Genomic DNA, 14005 nt, shown 5'->3' with positions numbered 1-14005 from the left:
ACTTTAGCCACTGTAGAAAATCAGATCCTCTTGGCACCAAAAAAAGCAAAAAAAGAAAAGAAAGTGACGCCTCTAATGAAGCAATATAATGCTATTAAGGCTAAATATCCAGATGCATTATTACTGTTTAGAGTAGGTGATTTTTATGAGACTTTTGGAGAAGATGCCATTAAGGCAGCAGCGATTCTTAATATTGTGCAGACCAAGCGAGGCAATGGAAGTGAACACGAAACTGCGTTGGCTGGATTTCCACATCATTCTTTAAACACTTATTTACCTAAATTAGTAAAGGCCGGAGAACGAGTAGCAATCTGTGACCAATTAGAGGATCCAAAGCAGACCAAAACCATTGTAAAAAGAGGAGTGACTGAATTGGTAACTCCTGGAGTTGCATTAAATGATGAGGTATTACAGAGTAAAACCAATAATTTTTTGTGTGCGTTGCATTATGGTAAAAAAGAATTAGGGGTTGCATTTTTAGATGTTTCTACTGGAGAGTTTTTAACAGCTCAGGGAGATGCGGCACAGATGGATAAATTATTACGTAATTTTAGTCCAAGTGAAGTGTTAATTCCTAAGCCTAAAAAACAAAGCTTTCAGAATGATTTTGGAAATGATTTTCATACTTTTTTTCTAGAAGATTGGGTTTTTAAAACAGACTATGCTAACGAAACACTAAATACCCATTTCGAGACGACATCTCTAAAAGGTTTTGGTGTAGATCATTTGCAAGAAGGTGTTATAGCAGCTGGAGTGATTCTTCATTATTTGGGAGAAACACAGCATCATAAATTGCAGCACATTACTGCTATACAAAGAATTGCAGAGGATGAGTATATATGGATGGATCGTTTTACAATCCGAAATCTAGAGTTGTATAATCCAAATGCTGTAAATGCCGTAACATTAATAGATGTTATTGATAAAACTATCTCCCCGATGGGAGGACGTACCTTAAAACGTTGGTTGGCCTTGCCTCTAAAAAATGTAGTTAGTATTCAAAAACGGCATGAAGTAGTTCAATACTTTTTGGATAATGGAGTACTGCATCAAAAGATTCAACATCAGATTAAGCAAATCGGAGATATAGAGCGTTTAATTTCTAAAGTTGCTACAGGAAAAGTGAATCCTAGAGAAGTTATTCAGCTTAAGAATTCTTTAGAAGCTATTGTTCCGATAAAAGCACAGGCGATTAATAGCGATAATGATGCTTTGAAAGTAATCGGAGATACCTTGCATGATTGCGAATTGTTGCGTAACAAAATAAAGGAAACGCTAAACGAAGAAGCTCCTGTAAATATTCTTAAAGGTAATTCAATAGCCGATGGATACTTGGATGAATTAGACGAATTGCGTTCGATTGCATTTTCTGGGAAGGATTATCTAGATAAAATGTTGGAACGCGAAACAGAAGCAACGGGGATTACTTCTTTAAAAATAGCTTCCAATAATGTTTTTGGGTATTATATCGAAGTACGTAACACCCATAAAGATAAAGTTCCTGAAACTTGGATACGGAAGCAAACACTGGTTAATGCAGAACGATATATCACAGAAGAGTTAAAAGAATACGAAGCTAAAATTCTTGGAGCCGAAGAAAAAATTCTAACGCTAGAACAACAGTTGTTTAGTGATTTAATTATTTGGATGAATGAGTATATCAAGCCGGTGCAATTAAATGCTAGTTTGATCGGACAATTGGATTGTTTATGTTCTTATGCTCAATTAGCTGAAGAAAACAAATATACACGTCCATTGATAGATGATTCTTATACGTTAGAGATTAAAAATGGGCGTCATCCAGTAATAGAAAAACAATTACCGCCAGGAGAGCAGTATATAGCAAATGATGTTTCTCTAAATAGAGATGATCAGCAAATGATTATGATTACGGGACCTAATATGAGTGGTAAGTCTGCAATATTGAGACAAACAGCCTTAATTGTTTTATTAGCTCAGATGGGAAGTTTTGTTCCTGCGGACGAAGCTAAAATAGGAGCGGTTGATAAAATCTTTACTAGAGTAGGAGCAAGCGATAATATCTCTATGGGAGAATCCACGTTTATGGTAGAGATGAACGAGACCGCAAATATTCTAAATAATATATCCGATAGAAGTTTGGTATTGCTTGATGAAATAGGTCGTGGTACAAGTACCTATGATGGAATTTCTATTGCTTGGGCGATTAGCGAATTTCTTCACGAACATCCAGCGAGACCTAAAACCTTATTTGCTACGCATTATCATGAGCTTAATGAAATGTGTGAAACCTTTAAGAGGATTAAAAATTACAATGTAGCAGTAAAAGAATTAAAAGATAATGTATTGTTTCTTCGTAAACTAGTTCCTGGAGGCAGTGAGCATAGTTTTGGAATCCATGTTGCTAAAATGGCAGGAATGCCTCAACAAGTGCTACATAGAGCAAATAAGATGCTTAAGAAGTTAGAAAAATCGCATAGTAGCGAAGAGCTCACGGATAAGATAAAAGGGATCCAAGAAGAGGATGAGTTACAATTAAGTTTTTTTAATTTAGATGATCCTTTATTAGAAGAAATTAAGGATGAAATTGTAAATATTGATATAGATACGCTTACTCCTGTAGAAGCTTTGATGAAATTAAATGAGATTAAACGTATGTTAACCAGGAAGAAAGCTTCTCAAGTATAAAGTTTTTTATACTTTTTTGCGAAAAGACTTTGGTATTACTAGAAATGTTTTAAATTTGCATCCGCAATAACGAATTGCAAAGTTCATAAAATTACTGCGAAAGTAGCTCAGGGGTAGAGCATCACCTTGCCAAGGTGAGGGTCGCGAGTTCAAATCTCGTCTTTCGCTCTGAGGAAATATACCACGCTCGGGTGGTGGAATTGGTAGACACGTTGGACTTAAAATCCAATGTCCATTAGGACGTACGGGTTCAAGTCCCGTCCCGAGTACATAAGCAAACCCTTTGATTTTCAAAGGGTTTCTTTGTTTTTGATCATTTTTTGTCTTTTTTGGAAACCGTTTATTTTACTGCTGGTTTCAACATAGTTTCAACATTTTGCATTATGTTATCTGTATTTTTAGAGAGTGGATAATCGTTTTTTGATTTTATAGAGAAAGCTTTTTAATCATTAATAAGGTATTTATTATTTATTGGTTTAATTTTCCTTTTTTTGAGTGATGTCTAATGGTCTTCTTATTTTTTACTTTCGAGCGTATATTCTTTTCTATTTTTATAATATATAAATTGTTTGAAAAAGGTTGTAGAAAAAGAAGTTAATGCTATTAAAAAAGGGGAATATTACTTCTATTTGTGATAAACTCTTTTTTTTTTTCGTAAGTTTCGATTTACAAATTAATAATTAGTTAGTAAATCATTTGAATGAGTGAAATTATAGTGAAAAAATCTACTTTCGAAGTAAAACCTTTTTTAAGATATGTTGGTGGAAAAAGATGGTTTATAAAGGATCATTCTAATTTACTTCCTAATAAAGTTAATAATTACTATGAACCGTTTCTAGGTTCAGGTTCTATTTTTTTCTTTTTAAAACAAAACAACAATATAAATGGGACTTCATATTTAAGTGATATAAATGCAGACCTTATAACAGTCTTTAAACAAATAAAGTTTAATGTTGAAGAATTAATTTTTGAACTATCTAAATTTAGAAATACAAAAGAAGAGTTTTATGAAATTAGATCTACAAGGAGTTTATCTGAATTACAAACCGCTTCAAAATATATTTATTTGAATAGAACTTGTTTTGGTGGTATTTATAGAGTTAATAAAAAAGGAGAATTTAATGTACCATACGGGAACCGGATTTATAAAAAATTAATTGATAATGAAAACCTATTAAGGTGTTCCAAAGTTTTGCAAAATAGAATCGATTTAAGCGTGAATTGTTTTAAAAATATTGACACATCAAATGTTCAAAAAAATGATTTCTTCTGTTTTGATCCGCCGTACTTGGGATCCGATACTAAGTTCAAACGATACAACTCGGAAGAGTTTACTTTAATTGAGAAAAAATATTTAATCCAAAAAATTGAAAAAATCACAAAGTTAGGGGGTAAATTTATTCTGTTTGTGGGAAACGATAATTTATTTGCTAAACAATTAGAGTATTTGGGAGACCAAATTATCCTCAATCGTAATAATGATTTATCTTTTGTAAATACGAATTCGATCAAAAAAGAAATAATAATTAAAAATTTCTAAATGATCAAAATAGGTGTTATAAGTGATATACATAGTCACGAAAAAGATAATAAACAACAGCAAGGAGGTTACTATTTTCCTTCGATGCCTGATGACCCTATTGAAAAAAATCCATTTTCTGCGCTTAAAAAATTGATTCGAGAGAATAGCCTTGAATTAGATTATTTATTATCACCTGGTGATTATGCTCATCAAATTGATGATAAAGGTTTAAAAAGCGCTTGGGATCAGTTAAAGCTTATACATCACGAAGTTAAATCAAAGTTGTTAATTGGGACAATAGGTAACCATGATGTGGCATCAAGAGACGCTGAAAAGGATTCATTTGATTATATTAAAAAATTTGATACCTGTTTTCCTTTATATCCAAGTAACCCGAACGATGATTCCTCTAGAAATCAATTATTAGAAAATAGTTTCTTTGTCTATGAAGATTCAGATTTGGATATCTTCTTTATTGTTTTGAACTCTTGTTTTGATCATTGGAATGAAATTGATGCTAGTAGAGGTAAAATAAAAACGGATAAGATTAACGAAATTCAAAAAGCGATTAACGATTCTAATAACGAAAAAAAAATACTATTAATTCATCATAACCCAATAATTCATCAGGCTTGGGGAAATGATAATGATTTTCTAGAGGATAGTGAAAAGTTATTACAAAACATAAGAGGTATAGATCTTATTATATATGGGCATAAACATAATTTCAGGTTTGAACAGCGGGAGATTTACCCCAAGAATTTAAGTTTATTAGCGTCGGGTAGTTTCTCCTGTTTTAAAACTTCATTAGCAAGGAACGATCAGAATACTTTTCATATAGTTGAATTTGATTGTAAAAAAATGGAGTTTTGTGAAAACCAGGGGTTTGTTAAGACATATGAATATAACCCATCTGACGGATGGAACTATTCAAATAAATTGTTAGAAGGTTTTGGATGTACTCTTGACTCTCAAAGTCTTGAAAGTAAAATTATCAATTTTCTTAAGGAACAAGATGAACATTATATGAACTGGTCTGATATTGTAACCGACCTCCCTTTTCTGCAATATGTATCTAAAAAAAATAGAAATTTGGTATTTGAAAACCTTCAAAAGAAAGGTGATGTTATAAAAGTATTGTACACAGATAGAGGGGAATTAGAATCTTTAATACTTAAATAAATGATCGAACATGAATTAAATGCAAGACCCCTAAAGCATTCTGAAATAGGAGAGAAGTTTGTTCTTCATCCATCTTTTAAGGAACTAGTGAGTTTAAATAATACAATAGTAATAGGGCCACGTGGAAGTGGAAAAACTACTATGCTTAAAATGCTTACACCGCAGGCTCTAGATCATTGGGAACCAAACACTAAAAAAGAAAAAGATATTAAAAGTAAAGTATCGTTTATTGGAATTTACATTCCAATGTCGAGAATTTTACAGGATGAATTACAAGAACGTTTTGATGAATCTAGTTTAGCTTCAAATGATAAAGAGAATATCATATATGAAATATATTATTTGAATATAGTTGAATCTATCCTTGACTTCGTTTCTTTTTTTATTGATAAGAAAAACTTTGATAAAGATAAAATTAGAGAAATTTCGACATTACTCAATAAAGTAGTTGGGTTGGAGATAGAATATTGCTATAAAATAAGCACTTTGCTAACTGGATTGTCTACTGCAAAACGTGAGGCAAGACAGAGATTGTCACTATCAAAATATTCCAAAGCTAAAAATTATAGAGGAGAAATTTTGACCCATATTGATCCATTAACTAAGGCGATAAACGAATTGTTTGAATTTAGTAATGAGCAGAAATATGCATTGTGTTTTGATGAATTAGAAATTTACAATTCCCGTTTTACTGAAGAGATGGTGAAAAATTTAAGAGGAGGAGCAACTAATATAATTTTAAAACTTACATTAGCACCTCTTCATAATATGGGAATGTCTTCTTTCATTGATCCTCCTTTCCAAATTCATGATTATAACAAGATATACTTATGGCCTAATGAATCAAACGATAGTACCAAAAACAATCAAAAGGATTATTATAAGTTTTCAGAAAAATTAGCTGAACAAACCTTATTTGAATTAAAAAATGAAAAACTTGATTTAAAAAAAATACTTGGTGTTTTTTCTTACACTAACGTTTTCGAATATGTAAAAAAGACAGAGTCAGTAGATAATATTTTCGGAGGTATTCTTCTAAACAAATTTACCGATGAACAATTATTGAATTATATTTTTTTGAAAACAACAGAAAGGGAACCTAATTTTAAAGTTTTTTTAGAAAAAAAAGGAATTTCAATAGAAAAATTAAAAGATCGAAACAGGTCACGATCTTCTACGATTGTAAGAAAAATTAAAGAAGTGATTTTTAACAGAATAATAGTAACAAAGTTTGTTAACAATAGGATTGAATATAGACCACAAAAAATTCCTATTCAATATCACGGAAAGGATACCATAATTAAAATAATAGATGGAAACCCAAGATATCTTAAAAAGTTGATGGAATATATTTCTAAGGAAATTGAATATGATAGGAATGGAGAGCCGAAGAAAGTTCCTATAAGTAAACAAGCCTCTTCATTAGTGAAAATTAAGGAACTTTATATTCAAAGAATAAAGGCTATTCCTGTAGCGAATGATAGATATAACAAAAAACTCTTACCATTTAATATTATAAAATTGATTGGAGAATTTTTTCAGAATGATTTAAATATAAAATCTGATTGGAAGACATCTTCTTTTTGTAATTGGATTAAAATTCCTAATAATAAAAGAATGATGATGGGCTATGAAGATTCTTTAAAGAAACTAGTTAATAATGGGGCTTTATTAATTATTGGGGAAAATGATCTTCGAGAATCTAATACCGTTTTATTAAAAGACTTGAGACTTAATTATTTATTACATATAGAATATAAAATTCCTATTAGAAAATATTATCCTACTTCTTTTGAAAATATCATAAAGCAAGATGGTGTGAATTTGATTAATAATACAAAAACTTTGTTTGATGATATTTGATGTTCAACAAAAGACTATTGAAGATATAAAATCGTTAGAATTAATTGATCATTTGATTGTATCGATCGGCTATGAACAAAGAGCGAGTCATTTAGCAACTATATTGAACGAAAAGGATATAAAAATTGGAAAAAAATACTGTTTTACATTAGTCGAAAATAATGAAAACTCTGAATACTTTAAATTAGAAGATTATGGATTCAATTTTTATAAAACTGATGATCTTGAGTATATTCTTAAAGATCTAAAGGGAGTTATTGTTGTTGATTATTCGGTAATGATGAAGTCATTATATGCAAGAATTTTAAAGTTGTTAGCTAATAGTGATAATCAATATTCAAATGTGTATTTTTCATACACTAATTCTTTATTTGAGAGTTATATAGATATTAATTCACCAGCAATTACGAATAAGCAAATTCTACTTACAGAAGATAAAATACTAGATCGATATAAAAAAAGAAAATTATTGATTAGTTTGGGTTACGAAAGACTTTCTGCAATAGGAATAATAGAAGAACTTGAGTTTAATTATGAAGATATTTATGTTTTTATCAATAACCATAACAAAAAATATTATCTAGAATGCAAGCAACAGAATAAGATTCTTTTATCCAATTTAGGGAAAAACCAAATTATGGAATTTGATTTTTTTAATTTTAATCAAACGGTAACGATCTTAGATTCAATATTAAATAATTTAGAAAGTAAGGATTGTCAGGTAATACTAGCGCCCATGAGCGTAAAAACATTTTCTTTGTTGTCCATGATCCATTCTTTAAATTATAGTAATGTTATTTTGTATAATACATCGTCTCGTAATAGTGACCAAGGAAAGAAATATTCAAAAAAGGCCGATTTTGATAAAAAGCCTTTAGTTTATAAGATTTCTAAAAATGATAACAAATCAACTTTGATAATTTAACTATAATGAGTGGAAATTATAAATTATAATTCTATTTTATAGAAGACTTTACATTTTGAACCCTTACCGCATTTTCCTCCTCTATAAGTGTCCTGTGTATAAAATGCGAAGTTATATCCTTTAGGAGCAGTTATACCACTAACTCTAGCTCCATTACAATCACCATTTGCATCCGTACATTTTTTAACCCATTTAATCTTACCAAATCTATTATCAACACGTGAAATTTGTTTTTGCAGAGTGTCATGAGTACTCCGAATACTTACTTTTAAATCTTCAATTTCACTAATAACTTCTGTTATCCAACTATGGGTAGGTTTAACATTTTTAGGAAGTGTGATATTAAAGGATCCTTTTGAAGTTGGCATTTTAAAATCAAATTCAGGATAAAATTGCATATCTCCTTCTTTCATCTTTTTACGTGTACAGATAACACTCCAGGTATTTCCATCTTTGATTTTATGTTTGGTGTCAGAATTAACTAAAGTTGTTTTTAATTGCCCAAAAGTATTTTTTATTTGAGCTTTACACTCACAAGCTTTAGTATCATAATACACACCATTAATTTCAATATCATCTCCAATTCTTCTGACATCCACAGTGAATGAAGATTTCAATAAAGATGGTCTTATATTGATCCCCTGATTTGACAACTCTTTACACTTTTCCCAGGCAGATATAGCATCACGCACGACATGACTTTTATTTATATTCCTTTCATAAGAAGCTTTATAATTACTTTGGTAAGTCTTACAAATATGTTCTAATTTTTCTTTTTTGCTCCCAAAACCAAAACTAAAACTTTCAAAAAGATCTTCATCAACTGCTTTTATATTTATTGTTCCTTTTGCAGATTTACCACTACAATAATTATCATAAATATACTTTGCAGTAGTGGCTCTTGTAGATTCAATAGTGACATCCCTAGAAGATAATCTTAAAACATCTGAACAACCATCATTTAATAAAGGAGTTTGACAAAATAGAAATATGGGTGCTAAATAAATTATAAACAAAATTTTTCTCATAACTGTTTGAATTAAAATTAGGTTATTCAGAGTGTTAATTTGTGATTGAATTAACATTCCGACTCTTACGAAGATATTGTACAAATGTATATGAGTAAATACCACAAAAATGGTATTTTTAATAGTGAAGAATTTGAAAAAGTATATTAGCTATTGTTCAATTATTTCCAAAATTATTGAAAACTTAACCAATTCTGTAATCTTATGTATTCCTAATTTATTGTAAATATTACGTTTGTGGACATGAGCGGTATTAGGTGATATAAAAACTAAATCTCCGATTTCCTTTATTGAGTTACCTTTAGCAAGAAGTTTTAATATATTCTTTTCTTGTTTTGTTAATCTTTGAAAACGCTTCCAATAAGAATTAGTAACTTCTATTTCCGGGAAAATAGATAGTAGTTCTCTCCCAATAGCGCCCATTTTGTCAAAAGTTAGGGCAGTGTTTAAAAAAAGATTTTTATCTAGAATGATCTTGTCGGAATATAGATATTTGGCTTTTCCATTGAAATTAATTAGTTGAATATAATTACAAATATCATCTTGATCATTAACTTTATTAAATATTAGAACCTTTTTCTTTGCAATATCCAACAAATCCTTAGAACTTATTTCTGGTAGAACATTTACACCTTCTTTTAGTAATCTTTTCATCTCTGGTGTCTCTCCTAAATCATCATCATCGAAATGAATCATATTCAGAGTTTCTCTTTCATTTATGCTGTAAGTAAAGGGTGTAAATTCTTTAACTTGATGAAATAGTACTTTATCTCTTAAATATAGATTTCTTAGTTTGTAAATAAATTGTTGATTATAATTTATTGTTTCTAATTCTGTAAGAGTTTTCATAAAAGAACTTTTTCGGAGATAAATTTTATGGTATCAATAAATTCATTTGGTTTTTCTAAGCTTGGATAATGACCACATTGGTCAAATTCGAAAATTGTGCAGTTTTGGTCGGTAGCACAAATTGAATCCAAGTATTTCGAATTGACAGTTGGGTCTTGTTTGCCTTTCACAATAAATTTTGGAATAGATAAGGTTTTGAAAATTTTATATTGATTAGCCCAATTACCTTCTTCTAGATCCAAAGCTAGACTTCTGCGAACATCTGGATTCGATCTTTTAAAATCAACAATTATTCTTTCACTGTGTTTTGGATTGAATACGGCAATTTTTGAAGCTTTAATTATTTCTTTCTCTGAAGGATTTTCTTTAAAAAAAGTTTGTAAAGCTTCAATAGGAATAAATGCTTCACCAAAATTGACTGGTTTTTTAAGTGGAGGTGTACCAAATATTACTAATGCTTTTAAATTTTTTAATTGATCCGCTATTTCAATAGCCAAATGCCCTCCAAATGAGTTGCCAACTAGAATTATATCTTCTTGGATGATACTGATATAAGATACAAGGGCCTTCTTATAACTTAATAAAGAGAAATCTTCCTGATAACCGTAAGCCTTACCATGTCCGGGAAGGTCGAAAGAAATTTTAGAAAATTGAATTTCTTTGGAGTTCATTATATCTTTAAAAACTTCTGATGAAGATGAAATACCATGAATAAAAATTATTGTTCCTTTTAGGTTTCCTGGAATAGGATAGTCTTTTAGCATCTCTTAAATATTATATTCTATAATTTCTTTTTATTAAGCATTATTGCAGCTTCAGATATCCTATTTAATTATTTTAAAATATTTATTTCTAATTTGATTACTATTAAAATGTAATTTTTCGAGTTCGGTTTTAATGTCATTTTCACTTAATGAGGTTATTCCATTATTTTTAACTAAAACTTTTAACTGTTTAATAGCAAATCTTATTTCTTCCAAAGAAGCTTCTGACACACTACGTATTTGATCAGTTACAACCGCATCATCATATTTTCTGTTATTTGGTTGAAAAGATACACCTATGATTTCTCCATTATAAATGTATTTATCATTAAACCATTCTAAAGAATGATATAATTGTTCAACATCACTTTTGGATATTTTGTTCTCCGGTAATTTTTCAGATTTTGCCTCTATAACAAAAGTATAATCATCTGAAAACCAAAGAACATCGCAACCTTCTTTAGAATCTTTTTCAGGTCGGGAAGCCTTAAAACCTAATAGTTCCCCTAGCTCCTTCAAAGTCTTCTCAAATATGGCAGAATTCTGTTTTTTATATACAAGATTTTTATTAATTTCATCAATATGAGATAATAAATCATTATCAGTTGAAAATGATTGGATAAAATCAAGCGCTCTTCTATACTGAGAATTAGAAAATTGTTGTTTATGTTTCGTTTTTCCTAAAAAAGGTTGATACATTTTGATACTCAATGTCCTCGCTTTTTGTAATAAATCGTTGGAGGTATTTTTATTAAGTCTATAAGCAATGTGAGCTTGTATTTGATAGTACCAAGCTCTCTCAATATCACTTATCCCTAATGAGATGATATCATTTATATAGCTGATTGCTTCTTCATAATCTTCTTTGACAAAAGCATAAATAGCTTCTCTTTCTAACAAATTTATTTGTAAAATTTTATCTCTCGATTCGGTACTTACCTCCTCATCTTTATTCATAAAATTAGAATAAAAAGTTTTCCATTCATCATCTTGATTCAAACAGTAATCTGCTATTTCAGTAATAGTAGATACCGCATTACTATCATCAAGTTTCTGTCCATCTAATAAGGATAAACCCATTTCTAGTTGTTTTTTTGTATGATTATTAAAAAAATCTAAATTTTTTCTTTTTCTTAGAAAATTTAAATTGAATCTACCGACCAAATAAACAACACTATAATCACTACTCGATCTAACACTCCTACCCATACCCTGTTCAAGTGTTTGCGCTATTCTGTTAGAATTTGTTTCGTGATGTATGTTCTGATAATACTCATCTTTTAAAAATTTAAATCTTGGATGGTCGTGAACAACTAAAACATTACAAGAATCTCCACTAAGGTCTATTCCATCATAACGATTAACGAAAACGTAAAGCTTTCCTTTTGATGATTTGATTTTTTCAATAGTCTCTTCTAAATTATCATTATCCGCTACTATAGCTCCTGTTTTCTCCCAGCCTTCTGCCTTCTTCTTACTTGATACTAAAACAACTACATTTTGTTTGTTTTTTAAATGATGATCTATAATATCCAACTGCTGTTTATCACTTAAACTATTATAGTATCTCTTAGGAGTAAGGATAAGTCTTTGTCCATAATCCATTCTATTCCGTGGTGTAATTGAATTTGTTATAGATTCTTTAGAAAAATTTAAATCTTTAATTAATGAGTAATCATTAACAAATGTTGCTGAAAGAGCATACTTATGAGATGCCGTATCATATGCTGTTACATTTTTGATATAAGAAACCATAGGACTTATTTCTATCCCGTAACCGTTAATGTACATTTCATATTGTGATAAATTATTTATCATAAGATCCCACTTAAAAAGGAGAGTCTTTTTATCTGAAATATACTCTGTAAATAGACCAACTATTTCTTTTTCTTTTTCCAACCAACACCAAAATGGAACTCTCATATAATAGGATGGTTCACCTAATGTCATTGCTTCATATGAACCTATAGATTGCTCTTTAAGATCAGCTCTAAATAGTAATTTAAGCTTTTCATATAAATCATGTTTTTTGGCTATTTTAAGGGTGAAACTTTCTATAATTCGTTCCACGCATTTATGAGCGTCATCTATTAAAATTGCCTTTAATTTTATCTTATCTCTATCAAAAATGTTCTTACCATTGAACATTCGTTGAATAGTAGTAACTAGAACAGCCTCACCATTTAGAAACTCCTCGGGAAAATCTTGATTTTCGATAATACAGGTTGGTATGTTATAATTTTTAGATTGTTCAACTACTTGATGAAAAAGCTGATTGTCAGGACACATATAAACTACGGGTTGTTGACTCTCTAACATTTTAGAATAAAGCATCAGCAGTCCTGTTAGAGTTTTTCCTGCTCCGGTGTTCATCTTAACTATTAATTCTTTATCATTTCTTCTAGTATGCCATTCTTTAAGAACTTCTTCTTGAATACCTCTTAAATAAGTATATTCTTTACTCTTAGTAAGAGAACTATATAGTTTAATTGGTTCAATTTCTAATTTTTTCTTTTCTATTGTTTTATTTTTCCTAGCAAAAAAGTTCATTATTTGATTCAGATTAAAGTTTATAAAAAGTATTTTTTAGGATTGTACGGAGCTTATTTATTCAACATTCTTTTCATAAGTTTTTAGAATTTCAACAAATAACCCCATACCCAGATTACATCTGGGTATGGGGTTTCTATAAATTTATGTTACTCTAAGTTAATAATAAAAATTTAATAGACTATTTTTTCCCTCAAAATTTACATTTTTTTATGTGTTTAATAATCATTTTAGAATTTAAGAGATTTAATAGTAAAAAGAGGAAGTTTATATTAAACTAAAAGCTTTTAATATTTTCATTCGAACCGATTATAACTGCTCCAAGTCTTTGTTTCATCCTTGTATTCATATAGCAACATTTTTTCTTGAAATCTTTTGGATGTAAAATGGAAGCAACCGTATTTTTGGATTAAGCCAAATAATACTCTTTTGATATAATGATCATTTTTTGATACATCGGGGATACCGTTAAGCATAAAAATGCCTGTACTCATTTCTGCTCTTCCTTTTTTATTGGAAATGACAAGCAGACCTTTCTTTTTAGCATCAGCATAAAAAGAGTCAAACAATTCTTTATCCAAAATGATATGTTCCTTTACTAAAACTTTTTTCATGACTAGGATTTATTCCTAGTCAAAAGTATAAAATTTGGAAA

10 protein-coding genes and 2 tRNA genes are annotated in these 14005 nt (G+C 29.6%); 7 read left to right on the top strand and 5 right to left on the bottom strand.

The window, feature by feature from the left end; translation table 11 throughout:
• The first annotated feature begins 75 nt into the window (after positions 1 to 75).
• The 7 genes from mutS to NMK29_RS17570 all read left to right on the top strand — a co-directional run bounded on the left by mutS (position 76) and on the right by NMK29_RS17570 (position 8159).
• Positions 76 to 2667 (top strand): DNA mismatch repair protein MutS, encoded by a 2592-nt coding sequence (gene mutS / locus NMK29_RS17600; RefSeq protein ID WP_108802321.1) that lies wholly within the window; start codon positions 76 to 78, stop codon positions 2665 to 2667.
• Between the two features lie 96 nt (positions 2668 to 2763).
• Positions 2764 to 2835, top strand: a tRNA-Gly gene (locus tag NMK29_RS17595).
• A 17-nt stretch (positions 2836 to 2852) separates the two neighbouring features.
• Positions 2853 to 2936, top strand: a tRNA-Leu gene (locus NMK29_RS17590).
• A gap of 431 nt (positions 2937 to 3367) precedes the next feature.
• Positions 3368 to 4207 (top strand): Dam family site-specific DNA-(adenine-N6)-methyltransferase, encoded by an 840-nt coding sequence (locus NMK29_RS17585; protein WP_108802178.1) that lies wholly within the window; start codon positions 3368 to 3370, stop codon positions 4205 to 4207.
• A complete protein-coding gene (locus tag NMK29_RS17580; protein WP_108802177.1) occupies positions 4208 to 5371 on the top strand; it encodes a metallophosphoesterase in 1164 nt (387 codons plus the stop codon).
• A complete protein-coding gene (locus NMK29_RS17575; protein ID WP_108802176.1) occupies positions 5372 to 7234 on the top strand; it encodes a hypothetical protein in 1863 nt (620 codons plus the stop codon). It abuts the gene before it with no gap.
• Positions 7224 to 8159, top strand: coding sequence for a hypothetical protein (locus tag NMK29_RS17570; RefSeq protein ID WP_108802175.1), 936 nt, complete (start codon positions 7224 to 7226; stop codon positions 8157 to 8159). Before NMK29_RS17575 ends, NMK29_RS17570 begins: the two co-directional genes overlap by 11 nt.
• Positions 8160 to 8182: 23 nt before the next feature.
• Here the strand turns inward: NMK29_RS17570 and NMK29_RS17565 are convergent, their stop codons facing one another.
• The 5 genes from NMK29_RS17565 to NMK29_RS17545 all read right to left on the bottom strand — a co-directional run bounded on the left by NMK29_RS17565 (position 8183) and on the right by NMK29_RS17545 (position 13964).
• Positions 8183 to 9187 carry a hypothetical protein gene (locus tag NMK29_RS17565; protein ID WP_159092117.1) on the bottom strand — a complete coding sequence of 335 codons (1005 nt, stop codon included), beginning with the start codon at positions 9185 to 9187 and terminating at the stop codon, positions 8183 to 8185.
• Between the two features lie 150 nt (positions 9188 to 9337).
• Entirely contained in the window at positions 9338 to 10036 is a 699-nt protein-coding gene (locus NMK29_RS17560; protein ID WP_108802173.1) for a helix-turn-helix transcriptional regulator, read from the bottom strand.
• Positions 10033 to 10800 (bottom strand): alpha/beta fold hydrolase, encoded by a 768-nt coding sequence (locus tag NMK29_RS17555; RefSeq protein WP_108802172.1) that lies wholly within the window; start codon positions 10798 to 10800, stop codon positions 10033 to 10035. The genes NMK29_RS17560 and NMK29_RS17555 overlap by 4 nt, the downstream gene beginning before the upstream one ends.
• A 60-nt stretch (positions 10801 to 10860) precedes the next feature.
• Complete coding sequence (locus NMK29_RS17550) at positions 10861 to 13350, bottom strand: DEAD/DEAH box helicase family protein (RefSeq protein WP_108802171.1); 2490 nt, start codon at positions 13348 to 13350, stop codon at positions 10861 to 10863.
• A gap of 296 nt (positions 13351 to 13646) precedes the next feature.
• On the bottom strand, positions 13647 to 13964 hold the full coding sequence (locus NMK29_RS17545) for a hypothetical protein (RefSeq protein ID WP_108802170.1): 318 nt from the start codon (positions 13962 to 13964) through the stop codon (positions 13647 to 13649).
• Positions 13965 to 14005: the final 41 nt, after the last annotated feature.

This window comes from Aquimarina sp. Aq107, from assembly GCF_943733665.1.
Classification (GTDB): domain Bacteria; phylum Bacteroidota; class Bacteroidia; order Flavobacteriales; family Flavobacteriaceae; genus Aquimarina.
This window is presented reverse-complemented; position numbering and strand designations above follow the sequence as displayed.